Here is an 18,667-nt window from a genome sequence, read left to right as displayed (position 1 = left end):
CGATCCGCGGAACCCATCAGGGCCAGCGGTCAGATGCACCGCGCAAACAGGCCGGACACAAGACCGCTTCTGACCAGAAACCACTCGCAAAAAACGTCTTGCTTTGCAGGAGCCATCCACACAGGACAAAGGAGACGGTCAATTAGTCTGGCTTCCGAGTTTTCCGTTGAGCAGAATGGCGTCGATCGAGTGCCTCAGGTTACCTGTCGTGTCCTCGGCAACGGCAAAGTCGAGGTAGTGGTGACCGGCATCAAGTCCACCCAGCGTGATCTTTAGTCGACCATATCTTGGGCCTTCGCCGGCACCAAACATGTCGTGTGTGAACGTGCCAATTATCTTGTCATCAAGTGACACGACGCTCGTCTCATTTCCTGCTCGAGCAAAGGTCAATTGAGCGTCCAACAGCGGCTCACCAAGCCAAAAGTTGACCCGGATGGTTTGCACAGCAAGATCGTCCCAATGCATAGCCGACGGCGCTTGCAGTCGCATCGGGAAGGTCTCGGCAGCACAGTCTACGCCTGCGGTACATTCAAATTCGGATATGCCCGCCCATCCCTCTCGTTGAAATTCAACTCTGTTGCCATCCAGTTTCCCTATGACAAATACAATTCCGTCTTCATCTGGCTGCAGTGCCGGGCCGCTACTTTCGGCAAAAGCGCAAGTGGCAGCGACGAGCAGGGTCACGAGCGTCAAACCAATATTAGCAGCACAGGAAGCCACCGTTGTTCCATATATGCCTCTCATGACATGAAGCTCCATTCTTGGTCGTCTCAAGGCAATACTAGCAACTTGGCTACCACCAACATTGACGCAAATCAGTCAGGCGGGGGGTCCCGGCGACATTGCCGGGTGTGTAGCGCAGTCAGCCGAGCCATACATCCAAGAAGAGCATAACGACTAATCCGATTGCGAGACCCAACGAAGCCTTGTTCTGATGCCCATTCCGGTGTGTCTCTGGAATAATCTCGTGGCTTATTACATAGAGCATCGCCCCCGCCGCAAATGCCAACCCCCAAGGAAGGAACGGCTCGGAAAACGAGATCAACGCCGCTCCGACCGCTCCGCCAACGGGCTCGACCAACCCAGTCAATGCGGCAATGCCCCAGGATTTAACGCGGCCGTAGCCCTCGCCGAGGAGCGCCACTGCGACGGCAAGTCATTCCGGCAGATTCTGCAGCCCAATACCCAAGGCCAGCGGCATTCCGCCAGAAAACCCATGCGCACCAAAGCCCACCCCAACAGCCATACCCTCCGGGAAGTTGTGGATCGTGATGGCTATGACGAAGAGCCATATCTGGCGGAGCGCGACCGCATCCGGCCCTTCGCGTCCTGTATTGAAGTGTTCGTGCGGCAGGGTCTCGTTCAGTCCCGCAACCAACGCCATTCCGGCGAGTATCCCAATGACAGCGATTCCAGCGGGGATAGCACCCTCGCCATACATCTCACCCGCAGATTCGATTGCGGGAATGATGAGTGAGAAGAATGATGCTGACAGCATGACGCCAGCAGCGAAGCCAAGTGACATGTCACGGGTACCGCGACTTGGCACTTTGCCAAAAAGAATCGGAACCGCTCCGAGCGCGGTCATGAGACCGGCAATCAAACTGCCCAGAAAACCGAGCGTGATTGGTGTGAGAGATTCCATAAGAGACGCTCCGACACCCAGCGGTTTGCAAAGTCTATGCCGGGCGTGTCGGGCTGAATGCGATCAACTCTCGTGGGCGCCGCGAAGTTCCCGAATAGCCAATTGGACGGCCCGCCATTGCTTGGCCTCGTCCGCATCGCCAGCGTCCTCGTGCTTTTTGGCACGCTGTGCCGCCTCAGCCTCGGCCTTATTTCCGTGAGCCCTGTAAAGCGCATGCGCATACTCCGTCACTTTGGAGGTATCCATAGCCTATCTCCCAATGAGTCTGTCACCTCGGAACCGGTGCAACCGTCCGGCTCGCTCCTTGAGCCAACCACGTTCAGAAGTCAGGCGATATGATCCCTGTCAATTGGGCCGGAGCACTTCCGCTCTGGGCTCGAAGCCGTCATTCGCCGCAAGATGAACTAACGACTGCTATGCGGACTTTGCTGCCCTTCGCCGCGACCGCAAGATCTCAGGGTTCGCGAGCGCAGCATTTGGCACTAAGGGCGGAAAGCTGTCATTCGCTGCCAAAGCAAACCGATCAAACCACAATGTTGAAAGCAGACATCCACATTCACTTGAAACAGAGATTTTCCCTGTGACGCCGCAAGGCGGTTTTGAGCTCATAGTGCCCATGAATCGAGGCTGAGATTTAGCTTTTCGCATTCAGGGGAAACTGTTCAACAATCGTTTATCGGTATTCGTTAAACCGATGGCGATGAGAGCAATGCGTAACAGTTGCTGGAGCTCTCGATCTGCAACCTGAATTTACGTTTTAAACGATCAGAGCTGTGCCGGCACATGCCTTGCAGTCAATTCGCCCGCGCACTGATGTTGTTGGCGACAAGTTCGCGGTTATACCTAAGGCTCTAGCGTGGCACCAAAATCGACGATAGGCGCGACGGCCTGAAGAAACTCTGGCGTGCCGCAAGCAAAGCGCAATTTCGACGACAGATCCGTATTCTTCCAGTCTACGGTGCTGCGAATGCCGATTTGGTCCAATATGGGCAGTGCAGCCATGAGATCCCAAGACGATTCACCGATGCCAAGATACCCATCGACCTGGCCAAGGGCCACTTCGATAAGCGACAGCGTCGCCGAACCACAGCAGCGAAACGACATGCCGGCATCTTCCAAGACGAAACGCAAAGTCTCAAGTCGAAGCTCAACCGGGATGACCGGGTGAAACCCGACGCCACAAGAGGCGCGGGAACTATCAAGGCCGCTGCGCTGCGCCAGCCTTTCTCCATTCAGGGTGCTCGCCAGTCCTATGCCACCCACAAGTATCTGCGACCTCAGGGGCGCGAAGATGACGCCGAAGGTTGGTTGCCCAGCCTCATAGAGTCCAATTGATATTGCCCATTGATCGCCACCGCGGACAAAATTGAACGTGCCGTCAATCGGATCAACGACCCACGTGCGACCGCTTGTGCCTTGGTGCGCGGCCCCTTCTTCGCCGAAAATGCCATCTTCAGGAAACGCCTTGGCAAGCCCTTCGGTTAAAAAGCGTTCGACGTCCTGATCGGCGGCGGTCACCAGATCAAGGTGTCCTTTTGACTCCACCGGCACGGTGCTTAGTGCCTCGAAGTGGCGCAGGGCGACGGCCCCGGCGTCGCGCGCAAGTTGTTCAACAGCAGCGACGCTGGATTTCTCAAGTGGCGGGGTCAAAGTGCGACATACCGGGTATGAACGGTCATGGCAGCGGCCTCCTCTATCCGATGAATGAAGTATGCAAATGGCTCGTCCACATCTGATGGCTCCGGTGCGTTATGGGCCAATTTCAACGCGTGTTGGAAGGAAGGCCCGCCGCTGACCGCACACCAGATACCGTTCCAGAGCGTCTGGTACGGACGGTGAATATGGCCCGACAAGATCCTGACCGGACCGGAGTATTGGGCAATAAGCTTTTCAAATTTCGAATGCCCGTCTTTCAACGCCATTTGATCAAGCTTTGTGATCGTTGACGGAAACGCGGGGTGGTGCATCAGGATCAGTGTCAGTCGCTCTGTCGGACTAGCCAGCCGTTCAGCAAGCCAATCGATTTGGCTGTCATCAAGGCCGCCGGTGACCTGACCTTCGATCAGCGTATCAAGCGCAATAATCCGCAGATCACCGCAGGACGCTTCGTAATCCAGTTTTGACCCTGGCCCGAAAGGAAGCGAATCTTCAAAGGCAGCTCTGAAGCCCTGACGCGCATCGTGGTTTCCCGGAACCGCGAAAATCGGAACTTTGATGGGCGACAAAATATCTTTCACAAGGACATAGTCTTCCGCCGAGCCGCCGTCCGCCAGATCGCCCGTGATCATCACCGCATCAATGCAGGGTGAGAAATTGGCAATATCGGCGATAACCTTGCGTGTGGCCTGGACAATATCGGGACGCACCAGCGAAGTTTCCGGCGCGTCCGCGAAGATATGAAAATCGGATGTGTGCGCTATTAGCAATATAGGGGTTCCACTGTGTGTTCTGGCATTGGACGCATCGTTATTTGATGCCAGCGCGCATGAAATTGGCGACGAACTGACGTTGGAAAATTATAAAGGCAATGATTAGTGGGGCGGTGGTCATCAGCGTTGCTGCATTCACCAGCGACCATTCCACACCGCTATCTACCGTGGCAAAAACGCTTAGGCCGACGGTCAAGGGGCGCACCTCTGGGGAATTTGTAACGATCAAAGGCCACAGGAAGTTGTTCCAATGGAAGCTGATCGAAACCAGCGAATAGGCCAGATAAACCGGCCACGCCAACGGCACATAGACATTCCACAAAACGCGCCATGCACCCGCGCCCTCGATTTGGGCCGCTTCATCCAGCGACTTCGGCACTGTTAGGAAAGTCTGGCGCAGCAGGAAAATGCCGAACGCCGAAGTTAGATAAGGCAGGGCGATCCCGATTATCGTGTCTGTCAACCCAACTCGTGAAAGCGTCAAATAATTCTCAACGATCAAAATCTCCGGCGAGATCAAAAGCTGCACCATGATCAGCGCAAACAGAAAGCCCGCCCAGCGGAATTTGTAGCGCACAAAGGCATAGGCAACCAGCGTGCACAATATCAGGTTTGCGACCAGAACAATGGTGATCAGGATCATCGTATTTGCAAAGTAGAGCGAAAACGGTGCGGACTGCCAAGCCTCGATGAAGTTTTCAAATGTCCATGGCGCGCCTAGCTGGAAGTTGGCTGAATATTTTTCGTCGTGGAACGCAGTCCAGACGGAATATATGAACGGTAGTGCCCAAAGTGCAGCGAACACGACGCCCATTGTTGATAACAGAATTCTGTTCAGCCCGCGGTTCATTGGTAATGCGCCTTTCTGTTCAAAACCCAGTATTGAACGATGGCCAGCAGCCCAAGCAGGCCGACCATCAAAACGGTCAGGGTTGCACCATAGGCGAAGTCTCTTTGGCGGAAGGTCACTTCGTAAATGTAGTAAAGTAAGAGCGCGCTGGAATTGTTAGGACCGCCTTCGGTCATAACAATGACGTGGTCCACAAGCCGGAACGCATTGATCAGCGCATTGACCGCCACAAAAATCGTTGTGGGTCGCAAAAGTGGCATCACGACATCCCAGAAAACCCTCAATGCGCTTGCGCCCTCAAGCTTGGCCGCGTCCTTCAGGTTTGTTGGCACAGACTGCAAAGCGGCCAGATAGAATATCATGAACAGCCCGGCTTCTTTCCACACGGCGACAAACATCATGGACGCCAGCGCTGTGTCTGTGCGGCCAAGGAAGTTGATCGATGGCATCCCAAACACTTCGAGGATCTGGGAGGCAAGGCCAATGCCGGGTGCATAGAAGAACAGCCAGATATTGGCGACCGCAATCATCGGCAACATCGTCGGCATGAAGAACGAAAGCCGCATCAAGGTTGTTCCCGGAAGCCTTGAATTCACCAAAAGCGCCATGCCGATCGAAAGGCCGATCGCCAGCGGGATGGTGCCAAGCGCGTAGATCGTGCTGTTGATCAGAATTTGTGCCAGGCGGTCGTCTTCCATTAACGCCTGATAGTTTTCGATCCCTGAAAAACGCGAAGGGCGACGCGAACTGCTATTGTTCCAAAAGGAATTTATCAGTGCTTGAATGGCAGGATAATGGGTGAACGCGACCAGCAGCGAACACGGAATGACCAACATGATCACTGCCAGTCGAATTGACAATCGGTTGTTCATTGCGTGTCACCTTGCTGCGAGTGCGTTCGAAAAGGCAGGTGAGCCCTGCGCAAACACGGTGGCTGCGCAGAGCGTATTTTTCAGATTGCCTTACTGGTAGTCGCCAAGAACCTTGTCCGCGCCCTCTTGGGCTTTGGACAACGCCTCTGCTGGCTCGGCGTTTCCGGTCACGACGCTTTCGATCGCATCAACCAGATACTGTGTGACCTTGGCGCGCTGGAACGTCGCGAATTCACGTTCAGCATAAGCAAGTTGGTCCAGTGCTACCAAAGCCTGTGGCAGGCGTTCGGCATAGGCCTTCATCTCTGGCGTTTCCCATGTATCAGGACGCGGAGCGACATAGCCAGTCGCAATGCTCCATTTGGCCGCACTGTCGGGAGATGTCATGAACTTGATAAAGTCCAGCGCGGCTTCACGCTCTTCTTCTGTCGTGTCCTGGAACACGTAGAAGTTGCCGCCACCGATTGGTGCACCCGGCCCATCACCACCCGGAAGGAAGCCAACGCCCCAGTCGAATTCCGCGTTCTCCTCGATGAAGGCAAGGTTGCCTGTCGAGGTCCACATCGAAGCGGTTTGACCTTCAAGAAATGCCTTTGGCGTATCACCCCAAGTGATCCCACCCGGCGCCATAACTTCTTCTTGAGCCAGCCTCAGAAGAAATTCTAGCGATGCCAAAGTCGCGGGCGTGTCCATCCGCGCCTCAATACCGGTTTCTGTGGTCAATACATCGCCTTTAGAGACGACCAGACCACCGAAAAGCCACGCTCCTCCGAGACCAAGCGTCGGGATGCGTGTGCCCCAGCGGGTCACGTTTCCGTTGTCGTCCTTCACCGTTAGCGCCTTACCAACCTCGATCATCTCGTCCCAGGTCTTTGGTGGTGCTTCAGGATCAAGTCCAGCTTCGCGGAATGCGTCTTTGTTATAGTAGTAAACCGGCGTCGAGCGCTGAAACGGGATGGCGTAGGTTTTGCCTTCAAACTGAGCGTCCGACATGAATGCGGGATAGAAGCCAGAAATCCATTCCTTGTCTTCTTCCGAATTCGCGATGTCCGAAATTGGTAGGATCACGTCTTCTTCGATCAACGTGAAAAGGTCGATCGACAGAAGAACGGCCACCTGTGGCGGTTGGCCTGCGTTGGCTGCGGTCAGCGCCTTGGTTGTCGTTTCTTCGTAGTTGCCCGCATAGACCGCTTTCACAGTGTGCTGTGGATTAGCCGCCGCCCATTCGTCTGTTAGGGCTTGGATCGTCTCCACTGCCGGAGCGTTCACACCCACCGGAAAGTAGAACTCAAGATCGGCTGCAGACACTGAAGCCACACCGGTCAGGGTCAACGCCGTTGCGCCCAGCAGTGTCGCGTAGGATTTCAATCTAGTCATGTCTTCTCCTCCTTTTATTTCGTGAAATGCCGGCGGTTGAATCCCCAGTCGATTATGATGATGTTAAAACTCGTTCGCCTGTACGTTTCGAAAATAGATGCGCCGCACTTTGCGTCCAGCCGACGGTGATCTTTTCTTCCAGAGATGGCAGGGTATCGCCGGAGTGAGATAGGATGAAACTCGCACCAGATTTCGACGTCAGATGCAGCAACGAGACGCTGCCCTCATATTCTATGCTGGTGATCCGGCACGAGGCGGAATAGTCCGCGCCACCAGCAGGGAACTGCATGCTTTCCGGACGCACGCCAATCAAAAGATCGGCTGGGTCATTGCCATATGACGCGGCCACTCCATCTGGAAGACTAACGTCTGCGACCGCTAACAGGTTCATCGGCGGCGTGCCGATGAAACGTGCGGAAAACACCGTGGCTGGCACATCATAAAGCTCTTTCGGGGTACCCACTTGTTCGACCCGGCCTGCATTCATCAACACGACAGTGTCGGACATCGACAGGGCTTCACTTTGGTCGTGGGTTACATAAACGACGGTAATGCCAAGGGATTTGTTCAGAGCTTTGATTTCGCTGCGAATTTCAGTGCGCAGCTTTGCATCAAGATTGGACAACGGTTCGTCCATTAAAACCAATGGGCGCTCTGACACAAGAACGCGCGCAAGCGCGACGCGCTGTTGTTGCCCACCAGATAGCTGCGCGGGCTTTCGATCCAAAAGCGGGCCAAGTGACATCAACTCTGCCACGCGTTCAAGAGAGGCTTCCCGTACCGGTTTCGCAACCTTTCGAACCTTCAGGCCGTAGGCGATATTTTCTGCGACCGTCATGTGGGGAAATAGAGCATAGTTCTGAAAGACCATGCCTATATTGCGCTGGTCGGCAGGCACCTTGGTGACGTCCTTACCGTCGATCAGGATGCTTCCACCGCTGACTTCGTCCAAGCCTGACACCAGCCGAAGTGCTGTACTTTTTCCGCACCCTGATGGTCCCAAGAGTGTCAGGAAACCACCGGGCTCAATATCAAAATCAATGCCAGTCAGAACCTCTGTGGGCCCCCAACTTTTCTTTAGCCCCTTAACACTCAGTGACGCGCCAGTGCTTTTCATACCAGCACCAGCTCTAGATTGGCGTCTTCAAGTTGTGCGAGGATTTCATCGTCGACCTCCTGGTTTGTAACGATGCCAGAAATCTGGTCGAACCGGGCAGTTTGCATAAAGGCGTTTGGCTTAAACTTGCTTGTGTCGGCCACCACATACCGGCGACGTGTGTTGGATATGACTTCTTTTTGCATCTGCGCATAGGCTTCGCTGGCGACACTGATTGAGCGCCTGTCGACGTCAATCGCCGAGCAGCACAAGAAGGCGATGTCGAATGAGAGCGACCGCAGCGCTGAAATCGCCAAAGTGCCTGTAAATGAATCATTCACTGGCTGGTAAGAGCCGCCAATCATGTAGAATTGCGCAATTCTTTGGGCTTGCAACACGTTCGCGACCCCGAGCGACGTCGTGACATAGGTGCAAGTTGGTTTTTTGTGGGCAACGGCTGCAATGGCGTGCGCGGTCGTTCCTGCGTCAAGAAAAACCACTTCGTCGTCCGCCAGCAACTCGATAGAAGCCTGTCCAATACGTCGTTTTTCCTCGGCACCAACCGACTTTCGCTCTTCGTTCGGAAGGTCGACTATGACGCTGGAATTTGTCAGCACACCCCCATGGGTACGCACAACAGAGCCTTCTTCATCAAGGGCTTTTAAATCACGCCGAATAGTCGCCTCGGAAACGCTGAACAGATCACTCAGATCTCGACTGCCCATCGAGCCGTTAGCGCGAACAAGTTCTGCGATTTTTCGACGCCGTACGGCAGCAAGGTCAAATTGTTCCGACATATCCACCCCCCCGTGAAGTCATCGCAAAGGCTTTAAAAAAGCCAATTATCGTCACCAACGACCAAGATCGTTCATAAACCATCAAAAACGATCATTCAAGTTTTTTTGATATGCGTACCGTCATGCGTCGAATGAAGATCAACGTGCCAGTCTAGCCGGGCCATTTGGTCTTTAGATTCTTGAGGGGAAGATCACAGGCGCAAGGCAAAACTGTTCTGCAGGAAACCGCAAACGTTACGTATGCCTCAAACCCTCACTTAGTGTCGCATAAAGACATTTAGTTGGTCCACCCGGCGCAAAGACGTCGGGCGAAATCCGCAATTATCTGGTTCCAGTTTCTTCCGAGTCGTCACAATTCCCCAAGACAACATTCGCTAGAAACGTCAGAAAACAGTCATTGAAACTTGTGAATTGAAAGACCAGTTAGTCTGCCGGTTTCAATGGGTCTCTCCAAAATGCTGCGCAATCGATGAATGTCCTCTCTGAGGAAGCTGCTCCGCGGAGATCTGGAGCATGGTGATTGTCCGGTTTGGGCCGTTCGCAACAGGCCGGATTTTCTGCTCATGCGAAATGCTGCGGGACAGCATTTGGTAAAGAGGGCTCAATGCCGTCATTCGCTGCGCTTTGTACCAATGACCGCTACGCGGACGAACCCGCCATTGATCATATCCGGCTCAGTGTTAAGCTTTTGGCTCATTTGCAGTCGGGAAGGGCTCGGTATGAATGAAGTATTCGGGTCGCCAAATCAGAAACAGATGCAGATCAAAGGGGAGCACCTGGCCCGGTTGCTTTCCCGCGATCCGCGGTATTGTTCACATGGCCGCGGCGTTCAGATCGTCGACCATGGCCCGCAAGCTGTCGACCTCGTCGAGTCGCTAGCGCAATTGATTGGTGCAAGCGGATGCGAGATGGTCCCGAAAGAGCTCTGCGATGAATTCCGGAGCGAACTGGAAGCCCGTGGCCTCCGAACGGATGTGATCGGGCACTTCATCGGCAACAGCGACGCAATCAATAAGGCGCGAACGGCGCTGGCGACCAAACCGCTTCCCGCGGACCTGTCAGTCTTGATCATCGACTCGAATTCCCCGGGTGAATTAGTGCGGGATTTTGCAAAGGTGTCCATGCTTCATGGGGTCTTGCCACCAATCGGATCGGTAATGCGAGGCATCAGCCGGCCCGGCTTCGGGATGGTTGCCAAGGACAGGAGTGGTCGCCCCGTCGCGACCGCTGGCGCCGTAAAAAGCCGACATCCCGATCATCCGATGGCGGACATGGTTCAGTGGGGACAACTCGCCACGGTGCCGGACCGTCAAGGTGAGGGAATTGCCCGAGCGCTGGGGGCGCTCGCCATCCTTGAGGCCACGAGCCGACTGGGTGCGCGGCGTTTTCGGACAGGTGTCACTGCCAGAAATACCGCTTCTGCCCGGCTTTGCACGTCGCTCGGGGTATGTGACAGCGACTACGTGATTGTGGCGGCCATGGACCCGGATAACTTCTCTGATGCCCGCGTAACGAAATAATTTTCCTCGGGCGATCAACAGATTGCAGACGCTGGCGATCAAGGCTCAGAGCTGCCATTCGCTGCGGCGTGCACCAATGACTTCTATGCGGACGAACCAGCCTGATGCATATGCAGCGAAATTATCGAAGACACAAACCGGCCTTTCGCCGCGATGAGCCTCCCCATCTGAATTGGTCCACCGTTATGTTTAGGAAACGGAGGACAGAGAATGGCGAACAAACGACACAAGCCAGAGGAAATAGTTCAGAAGTTGCGGCAGGTTGATGTGCTTGTTGGACAAGGGATGGCACGCGTGGATGCGATCCGCGAAGTGCGCATTACCGAACAGACCTATTACCGTTGGCGCAAGCAATATGGCGGTATGGGAACCGACCAGCTGAAGGAACTCAAGCGGCTTCAGAAAGAGAATGAACGGCTGCGCAAGGCCGTGTCTGATCTTACTCTGGACAAACTCATCCTGAAGGAAGCTGCCCGGGGAAACTTCTGAGCCCCGCCCGTCGGCGCGCTTGCATTGATCTGATCCGAAGTCAGATCAATGTATCAGAACGCCGTATCTGCCGGGCATTGGGGCAGCATAGATCAACACAAAGATATCATCCGCACGGCCGGGAAGATGAAGATCGGCTTGTCGCGGACATGATTGAATTGGCCAGGCAATACGGCAGCTACGGCTACCGTCGCGTGGCGGCATTGCTGAGAGACGCGGGCTGGCAGGTCAGTGATGGCCGTGTCGAGCGGCTGTGGAAACGGGAGGGGCTCAAGGTGCCACCGAAACAACCGAAGAAGTCGAGGCTCTGGTTAAACGACGGGTCATGCATCCGGCTTCGGCCGGAGTATCGGAACCATGTCTGGAGCTATGACTTCGTCCATTGCCGGACCGATGATGGCAAAGCGTTCCGCACATTGAATATCCTCGATGAGTTCAGCCGGGAATGTCTGACGATCCGGGTGAAGCGTAGGCTGAACTCGACGGACGTCATCGACGCCCTGACGGACCTGTTCATCCTGCGCGGGCCACCAGCATTTGTCCGCAGCGACAATGGCCCTGAGTTCGTTGCGAAGGATGTCCGGGCCTGGATTGAGGCCGTAGGCGCGAGAACAGCATTTATCGAGCCGGGCAGCCCATGGGAGAATGGCTACGTCGAGAGCTTCAATGCTCGGTTCCGGGACGAACTGCTGAACCGGGAGATCTTCTACTCGCTCAAAGAAGCCCAGATCATCATCGAAGGCTGGAGAAAACACTACAACACGAAACGGCCTCACAGCGCCTTGGGATATCGGCCTCCGGCTCCGGAAACCATCATGTCAATAGACCGACGACCAGTCATGCACTAACAATCAAGTTGGACCAGTCAGATCAGGCTAGGCACTGGCAGCACAAACTTCTAACATATGAAAAGCAGCATGTATACTGTCCGAAAGAACAGGGCCACCATCGGTTAAGACAGCCGCCCTGCTAGGTGCAACAGATTTGAGCTACATCAAGGGGAAATATCAGGTTGGGCGCATAGATAGTTTAGTATTGGACGACCAATACCCAACAAAGGAATACATAAAGGAATACATCATGACTAATAAGCTAGGCTCAATTTTCGTTGCTCTAGGTGCCACTGCGCTAGTCACTGCTTGCTCAAGCTCTCCCACACCCTTTGAGGCTTTGGATGGAAAAGCTAATGCTATGGCCGACAGGCTTCTCGCGCTTGATATTACCCCAGCTGAAAGTATGCCTGAAGCCGGTACGGCAACCTTTAATGGGTTTATTGGTATAGGATCAGGAACCGAGGAGGAACTGGCAGCCTTGGCCGAAGATGAGCTGCCGGAGGGCGCAATTCTTGGTGAGCTTACGCTGGAAGCAACCTTCGCAGATGGTTTTGTCGATGGAACAGCATCCAACTTTCTAGGCGAGAATTCAGAGACTTTCGGCGGTGAATTAACTATTATCCAGGACGTTGTTGACTTTGAACCGGCAGAGTTTGAAGGAACCATCGATGGAACTCTTACGAATGGCGGTGATGAGTATTTGGTTGATCTAGATTCATTTGGCATTTTTCTCGGACTTGCCGATGGACAGCCAGAGGGTTTAGCTGGCCTCGCAACTGGGACTATTCAGGAGAACGCGCTTGAGCCAGAGCTCGCTGTAGGCGCATTTATCGCAGAAATAGAGTAATTCACGACCATTTCTTAACACTTGGAAGGGCTGCTGTCGAAAGGTGGTGGCCCTTTGCATTTGTCGCTCACGAACTCGTCCAATTGACCAGCATCAAGGAAACATATCAGATTTGATATACAATGGGCGGTGTTAACGAGTGGTTTGGTAATCTGTTCGCATCGTCCAAATGTCCAAACTCAACACCCCGCTGCATCTATCCCCTTGTGGCGGGGTCTTTTTGTCTGTTGATCTGAGTTGGGTGCAAAACCAAAGAATACCTTCGTTCAAGGAATCGACCCCCCTAGCCTTCACTCAGAATATCCAAAAAATGTGGGTGGTTAACGTAGGTGGTAAACGTGGGTGGTAAGCGTCTTAAATTATCGCCTAATCGTCATATAAATAAGGGATATATGGATATTGGCGGAGGAGGTGTCCGCCGCAATGGCCCGATAAAGCCCTGTTATAAAGCAGCTATATTTCCGGATGTAATTTCTACCCACCATCCCCTACGCCATCCAAAATACGCTGCGCGGCGGCAGTTTTGCTCCTTGCTGCCTTACTCCAATCACCGCATGATTCCGCCCGATCGCATCAGGCAGGATCACCATGACACGATTGCAAATCGCAGCCGTGGAGCGCCGCCTCGAAGAACACGCCGCAGAAATCGGTGCGTCGCCTCCAGAAGGTCGGATAATCATCGCTCAAGACGGAGTTCCAAGTATAGGCATCATCGCCTGAGTTGAACAGTACGCCCCGCGCGGCGCGAGCCTCGACGCAATCTTTCGGAAATGAATTTCAGGCCTCCCTTTAGGCTCGAAACTGCCATTCGCTGCGGCGTGCACCAATGACCGAGTTGCGGACATAGCTGCCGTTTTGCTTCTGATGTAAAAGGGTCGAGTTGGTTACCAAAGAACTGAGGACACACGTAAGTCATGTTAGTTTCGTTCAACATCAATGGGGCGTAACCGGGCGATCTGTGCTATCCTTCACTTTCAGGCCCGCCCCAAAAACGGGCCAATCAAAAAAGGGAGGAATCAACCATGTCATTATTTGACAAATTGTCCGCGGCGACCGAAGCGCGCGACGTTGCGGCATATGCTGATCTGATGGCTGACGATTTCACATTTGTTCGGCACCAGAACGGGACATCAATGAACAAGGCCGAGACCACGGAGATGCTCAAGAAAATGATGGCGAACGGTGGCACGATGGGTACTCGGCGGAAAATTTACGAGAATGATGACATCCTCGTCTTGCACTCAATCAACGACTATCCCGATGGAACCCGTGAAGCTGTACTGGCCGCATACACACTCCGCGGTGGAAAGATAACTCGCCTCGAAACTGGCGCGACACCGCTCTAGAACGCACACGGCCGCCTTCGAACGCTCTGTCTTAACCTGATCTGATCCGTTCAGTATTTGGCGGACCCCAAAAGGCCTTGCCGACCTTGTTGCCTCCTTCGACTTAGAGCGGGCAACTGACGAGTTCAGTCGAGCATGGACCTTTTTCGGCTGGTTCGAGCGTCCGCTTTGCGGGACAATTCGGACTTCGCGAATAAGCAAGACCTATCTACCCGCGCAATCGGTCTGGAACAGGGTTTGCTTCGTCGGCTTGATCCCAAGCATGAGCCAAAATCGACCAGCGGCCCTCGGACTTTACAAGTAGATAGCCGCTGATGTCGTGATTGATGTCAGAGCCGTCCTCCAAAAGCTCTGACATCGCAAGGACAACCGCGATATTGCCGAAGCGAAGGATCTCCATGCCGCGCGTATGTTCTTCAAAGCTGGCGAGGTTCTTTCTGGCAATCGTCTCCATACGCTCGATGAACTCTCCAAGCGTGCGGGCTTGAGCGGGACGGACAGAACCGCACAACAAAGCCCCTTGCAGGAAATCTGTGCGAAATCTGTCCCAATCAGGTTCAGTTCCTTCGCTCCAACGCATTGGCTCAAAGTGCTCGGCGATCAGGTTGCGAATAGCTTCCTCGTCAGACATCGACTTACTCCTTTGTATCAGCCCACGGCCCATATCATGATCAACGTGCAATCGCTCTGGCATCGAGCCTTTCGACCATCGTGAACATGTATGGTCACCGCACGGTTGGCCTTGTAGTCACTCGAACGCCTGCTCTGCGGACACAGAAGACACCTAGCGTGTGTTCTTGTGGGGAAGCAGAAGAGCATAGAGCGCCCGATTGATCGGTGCGTGCACGCCAGCTTTAGCTGATAGTCGCGCAACCGCGCCAGATATCCACTCGATTTCAAGTGGACGCCCTAGTTCCAAATCAATTGCAGTCGACGCTCGCATCGCTCCAGGAAGCTCTTGTGTCCTCTCCCACATCTTAGTCTCAATATCCTTATCGAGGGCAATCCCCAAAGCCCTGCCCGTGGCGGCGGTCTCAGAAAGAACTTGCTGATACAGTGTGCCAAGCTCGGGAATGCTCACGATGTCACCAACGGTGCACCGACCGGCTGCAGTCACGCCTGACAAGGCCGAAAAAAGGACGAATTTAGACCAGACATCGCGTTCTATATCGCCAGTTTCAGGCGCCGACACTCCAGCCTCGGTCATAGCCCTTCTAAGAGCGTCAATGCGGCTCGATGGCCGATTGCCTCTCTCGGCAAAGACAAACAGGTTGAAATCTCCAGTCTGAGTAATCACACCCGGCGAAGAGATTGTTGTCGAAACCTGTGCCATCCCATTGGCGACGTTACCCTCAGGGAGGATTTGAGCCAGACGGTCCGAAGCCTCAACACCGTTCAAGAATGGCACGACAACGGTTTTCGGACCCAGCATGGGCTTGCACGCGCGTGCAGCCGCTTCCAAATCATCCCCTTTTACTCCGAAGATGATCACGTCTACCTGCCCTACCTCCGAACAGTCTTCAGTGGCGATCCATGGATGAACCACTTCCTTTCCGGACGGACTTTCAAGACAAATCCCCTTGTCCCTAATGGCGCCGAGATGGGACCCACGAGCTATTGTAGCAATCTGGTGACCATTCATTCCCAGCTTTACGGCCAAGAATCCGCCAATTCCTCCTGTTGCCATTGTTGCGATTTTCATGACCGCTTCTCCTCTAATATTCTACTACAGCATGTCTTCTTCACATGAGGCCTTCCATGAATTTGCCTCGGCGGGGACAAACTCAGGCATTCTAAAGCACTATTTGTTTGCCAGTTTCTCGAATGCCTTCTTGAGGCGTAAATAGGACTTCTCCGGCCAGTCAGACTCAAACTGATAGAATTCATCGAATGATGGAATTTCTGGATTGAGCGGGACCCAAGGCTGTTTGCTTTTGACGAATATCTGCGCTTGTGGTGGACACCGTGATGGATCGTTCAGTGTCCCAACCCGCACCCAACGAAGTGCGCCGCCACGGATAAGATAGTTACTGAAGACGGCAACTCCGCACTCGCCGCATCGCGTGATGATCTGGCCTTTCCCACTTGGTGTGGGGAGCAAGTGCTCGGTCGTAGATCCCTCGTATTCGATCTGGTCCGCCTCAATGAACGCGTTCATGACATAAGCTGAACCAGTTTGCTTCTGGCATTCGCGACAATGACAACAATGCACAAACATTGGCTCTGAAGTCATCCGATAGGTCAAAGCGCCACAACCGCAGCCGCCCTCTAACATCTCTTCCCTCCCTCATAGCAGTGTTTGTTTACTTTACACTGCGAGGCTCGACACGACCAAGATCAAAGCTTTCTGCGCAGTTTCAGAACTCAAAAGGCTGGCCATGGGGCAGGTGCGTTCCTCTGAATTTAGGCGTCTGAGCGTCCGCTTTGGGCTGATAGTGTTGAAAAACTCCGAAATTCAGATATCGCGATTTTCGGGCACAAGCCCTTCATACTAAAAACTCAGGTGAGATCGTTCGTGAGGCGAAGAGAGCTGGCACGTGAGCGGCGAAAGGCCAATTTGGCCGAACCTCTCCCCACCAAAAGCTCGTCGGCGTGTACGGCGAAAAATGTCGTTGACCAGAGCCAAAAACGGAGTTTTTCAACACAATGGGCTCGTTCCAGCCGTTAGCTGCGCTCGACGTCGAGGTCCGCTACGCGGGACAGAGCGGACGCAACGCAGTCTCTGCTTCAAACCAACAGGTTACTGCGCGATAATGGCAGCACCGTCTCACCAGGTGGCGAGCTATAGATGGTTCAAAGTCTTACGTTTCTTATGCTAGTGCTTTTGCCCTCAGCAATTATCGCGGGTCTGATTATCGCAGGCATCCGTCGAAAGTCGGTATTCTTCATTGGACTTGCGGCGGTAGTATCCATTTTGCCCCTGCTCTACTTCATCTTTTTTTACGCAATCTGGTTCTTGGGCCATTGACCAACTGACTGCTTCGAGCTCAATGCAGTTATTCGCTACGTCGAGCACGAATGACCGAGTTGCGGACGAAGCGGCCATCGCTAGCTGGCGGACAGAACCTTAACTTGAGCTTGGGCTTGGTCGCGCGGCGAGCCGTTGAGCAAGCCAGTCACCAAAGGCTCGAAGGCGTGCATCATTGCTGAGAGCATCAGGATATACCAGATACATGGACGTGTCTTGCTTATGCACATATGGATGGATTTGCACCAGTCGCCCTGCTGCAACCTCCGTTTCCATAAGATGAATGTCGTCCAACGCGACTCCGTTTCCGGCGAGCGCGAGATCCAGCGCTCTTGCCTTGTTGTCGTATTCTATGAATGTCAGATTATTTCCTGGGTCATGACCCTGACTAGTGAACCACTCGATCCAGTGCCGACTCCGATTAATGACCGACCCGAGGGGCAGACTTGAGATGTCATCGAGCGAAAGCGGCACAGTCTTTCTTTCAATGAAAGAAGGCGCGGCAAATGCTGCAACCATATTGTGGGCAAGGTGAACCTTGACGACACCTTCCCAACTGCCGTCTCCATACCGAATTGCCGCATCGAAATCGTCCTTGGCAAGATCGACAACTTCTGAGTTCATTGTTGGCCTTATGCGGATGCCTGGAAACTCTGCGTGGAACTCAGCGAGGATTGGTAGGACCATACGATTGCCAAAAAACGGCGCGACCGAAATTGAGAGAACCCCCTCTAGTGCGTCGTCGCGAACGCCGGAGACAGCTGTTGCGATCATGTTCAATGCCCTGGTGAGGTCTGGAGCCAGCGCTTTTCCTTTTGGTGTCAACTTCACTTTTCGGGGCATCCGCTGAAACAGCAAAGCACCGATATCCTCCTCCAGTGCCTTTATCTGGTGACTGACTGCTGCATGTGTGACGTGTAGCTCTTCTGCCGCCTCTTTGAAACTCAGATGCCTGGCCGCCGCCTCAAAAGCGCGGAGCTGGTTCAGGTTTGGCAAACGGCGCGACATCGATTTCTCATATGTAAGAAATTCTAACTCATAAAGTGAGAAACCATCGTTTGTTGTCAACTCTGCCTAGGTTCATTCTGGTTTTAGAAACAGATGAAACGCTGAAAGGAAGTTCAAAATGACACGCCAAAGCTCCCCAACACCACTTTCTGAGTTCGACCTTATGATGATCCGTGCAGGTGGCCGAACCGAGGCAGAACTTGAAGCCCTGGCCAAAAACGGCTTTGGATTTAGCGCCCGCGGCAAGGTTTGCGCGTTTCTCGCCGACATGCTGTACCGCGCGGTTGTTGTGCTGGAAGCCGGCGCACATCGTTCCGCAGAATCCTCCCATCGCCGGCTTGTTGCCTAGGCGACGGCTCCGGAGAAACGCATTATTTGGAAGTTAATCAAGGGGTCGGCATCGCGCTGCCCCTTCGATATTGTAGCCTAATCAGGCTGCCAAACTGCCTTAATGCAACTTCCGCTAATGGGATGTACCGGCTGCTTCACCCAGCAGGTTAGGCTTGGCCTATACTGCAAAAAGGAGAAGTAGCATGGCGAAGAATGACTTTGATGAGCTGATGTCAGTTGGCGTTGATATCGGCAAAGAC

Annotated in this window: 19 protein-coding genes and 1 pseudogene; 6 read left to right on the top strand and 14 right to left on the bottom strand. The window is 53.8% G+C overall.

Features of this window, described 5'->3' with window-relative positions; genetic code table 11:
* Nucleotides 1-138 precede the first annotated feature (138 nt).
* The 10 genes and pseudogenes from BOA8489_RS19200 to BOA8489_RS19155 form a co-directional block, all read right to left on the bottom strand.
* Nucleotides 139-759 carry a hypothetical protein gene (locus BOA8489_RS19200; RefSeq protein ID WP_093975930.1) on the bottom strand — a complete coding sequence of 207 codons (621 nt, stop codon included), beginning with the start codon at nt 757-759 and terminating at the stop codon, nt 139-141.
* Between the two features lie 103 nt (nt 760-862).
* Nucleotides 863-1,645 (bottom strand): annotated as a pseudogene (locus BOA8489_RS19195) (ZIP family metal transporter).
* Between the two features lie 63 nt (nt 1,646-1,708).
* Nucleotides 1,709-1,891 carry a hypothetical protein gene (locus BOA8489_RS19190; protein ID WP_093975929.1) on the bottom strand — a complete coding sequence of 61 codons (183 nt, stop codon included), beginning with the start codon at nt 1,889-1,891 and terminating at the stop codon, nt 1,709-1,711.
* A gap of 597 nt (nt 1,892-2,488) precedes the next feature.
* Entirely contained in the window at nt 2,489-3,295 is an 807-nt protein-coding gene (locus tag BOA8489_RS19185; RefSeq protein ID WP_093975928.1) for an inositol monophosphatase family protein, read from the bottom strand.
* The gene (locus tag BOA8489_RS19180) at nt 3,292-4,071 is read right to left on the bottom strand and encodes a metallophosphoesterase (RefSeq protein WP_093975927.1); all 780 of its coding nucleotides are present in this window, start codon (nt 4,069-4,071) and stop codon (nt 3,292-3,294) included. The genes BOA8489_RS19185 and BOA8489_RS19180 overlap by 4 nt, the downstream gene beginning before the upstream one ends.
* A 40-nt stretch (nt 4,072-4,111) precedes the next feature.
* Nucleotides 4,112-4,924 (bottom strand): carbohydrate ABC transporter permease, encoded by an 813-nt coding sequence (locus BOA8489_RS19175; protein WP_093975926.1) that lies wholly within the window; start codon nt 4,922-4,924, stop codon nt 4,112-4,114.
* Nucleotides 4,921-5,796, bottom strand: coding sequence for a carbohydrate ABC transporter permease (locus tag BOA8489_RS19170; protein ID WP_093975925.1), 876 nt, complete (start codon nt 5,794-5,796; stop codon nt 4,921-4,923). The genes BOA8489_RS19175 and BOA8489_RS19170 overlap by 4 nt, the downstream gene beginning before the upstream one ends.
* Before the next feature lie 90 nt (nt 5,797-5,886).
* Complete coding sequence (locus BOA8489_RS19165; RefSeq protein ID WP_245813986.1) at nt 5,887-7,173, bottom strand: ABC transporter substrate-binding protein; 1,287 nt, start codon at nt 7,171-7,173, stop codon at nt 5,887-5,889.
* 52 nt (nt 7,174-7,225) lie between these two features.
* The gene (locus tag BOA8489_RS19160) at nt 7,226-8,290 is read right to left on the bottom strand and encodes an ABC transporter ATP-binding protein (protein WP_093975923.1); all 1,065 of its coding nucleotides are present in this window, start codon (nt 8,288-8,290) and stop codon (nt 7,226-7,228) included.
* Nucleotides 8,287-9,066 (bottom strand): DeoR/GlpR family DNA-binding transcription regulator, encoded by a 780-nt coding sequence (locus BOA8489_RS19155; protein WP_093975922.1) that lies wholly within the window; start codon nt 9,064-9,066, stop codon nt 8,287-8,289. Before BOA8489_RS19155 ends, BOA8489_RS19160 begins: the two co-directional genes overlap by 4 nt.
* A 719-nt stretch (nt 9,067-9,785) precedes the next feature.
* On the opposite strand from BOA8489_RS19155, the gene BOA8489_RS19150 reads away from it, so the two are divergent.
* From BOA8489_RS19150 to BOA8489_RS19135, 5 genes are all read left to right on the top strand, one after another.
* On the top strand, nt 9,786-10,586 hold the full coding sequence (locus tag BOA8489_RS19150) for a GNAT family N-acetyltransferase (protein ID WP_176440379.1): 801 nt from the start codon (nt 9,786-9,788) through the stop codon (nt 10,584-10,586).
* A gap of 210 nt (nt 10,587-10,796) precedes the next feature.
* Nucleotides 10,797-11,923, top strand: a protein-coding gene (locus BOA8489_RS19145) for an IS3 family transposase (RefSeq protein ID WP_093975920.1) whose coding sequence is annotated in 2 segments (ribosomal slippage) — nt 10,797-11,061 and nt 11,061-11,923 — 1,128 coding nt in all. Because the reading frame shifts where the segments join, the coding sequence is not laid out codon by codon here.
* A gap of 136 nt (nt 11,924-12,059) precedes the next feature.
* On the top strand, nt 12,060-12,755 hold the full coding sequence (locus tag BOA8489_RS19140; protein WP_141138343.1) for a hypothetical protein: 696 nt from the start codon (nt 12,060-12,062) through the stop codon (nt 12,753-12,755).
* 588 nt (nt 12,756-13,343) lie between these two features.
* Complete coding sequence (locus tag BOA8489_RS20970) at nt 13,344-13,475, top strand: hypothetical protein (protein WP_281256212.1); 132 nt, start codon at nt 13,344-13,346, stop codon at nt 13,473-13,475.
* A 302-nt stretch (nt 13,476-13,777) separates the two neighbouring features.
* Entirely contained in the window at nt 13,778-14,101 is a 324-nt protein-coding gene (locus BOA8489_RS19135) for a nuclear transport factor 2 family protein (protein WP_093975918.1), read from the top strand.
* Between the two features lie 208 nt (nt 14,102-14,309).
* Here BOA8489_RS19135 and BOA8489_RS19130 read toward each other — a convergent pair whose 3' ends face one another.
* From BOA8489_RS19130 to BOA8489_RS19115, 4 genes are all read right to left on the bottom strand, one after another.
* Nucleotides 14,310-14,732, bottom strand: a complete 423-nt coding sequence (locus BOA8489_RS19130) for a nuclear transport factor 2 family protein (protein WP_093975917.1) — start codon at nt 14,730-14,732, stop codon at nt 14,310-14,312.
* 153 nt (nt 14,733-14,885) lie between these two features.
* On the bottom strand, nt 14,886-15,803 hold the full coding sequence (locus tag BOA8489_RS19125) for a ketopantoate reductase family protein (protein WP_093975916.1): 918 nt from the start codon (nt 15,801-15,803) through the stop codon (nt 14,886-14,888).
* A gap of 99 nt (nt 15,804-15,902) precedes the next feature.
* Nucleotides 15,903-16,376 (bottom strand): GFA family protein, encoded by a 474-nt coding sequence (locus BOA8489_RS19120; RefSeq protein ID WP_093975915.1) that lies wholly within the window; start codon nt 16,374-16,376, stop codon nt 15,903-15,905.
* Between the two features lie 792 nt (nt 16,377-17,168).
* Nucleotides 17,169-18,077, bottom strand: coding sequence for a LysR substrate-binding domain-containing protein (locus tag BOA8489_RS19115; protein WP_093975914.1), 909 nt, complete (start codon nt 18,075-18,077; stop codon nt 17,169-17,171).
* 118 nt (nt 18,078-18,195) lie between these two features.
* Here BOA8489_RS19115 and BOA8489_RS19110 point away from each other — a divergent pair, with 118 nt between their 5' ends.
* Nucleotides 18,196-18,426, top strand: coding sequence for a hypothetical protein (locus tag BOA8489_RS19110; protein WP_093975913.1), 231 nt, complete (start codon nt 18,196-18,198; stop codon nt 18,424-18,426).
* Nucleotides 18,427-18,667 lie beyond the last annotated feature (241 nt).

It is taken from the genome of Boseongicola aestuarii, from assembly GCF_900184815.1.
GTDB lineage: Bacteria > Pseudomonadota > Alphaproteobacteria > Rhodobacterales > Rhodobacteraceae > Boseongicola > Boseongicola aestuarii.
Note: the sequence above shows the minus strand (reverse complement) of the source record. Positions and strands in the feature narration are given on the sequence as shown.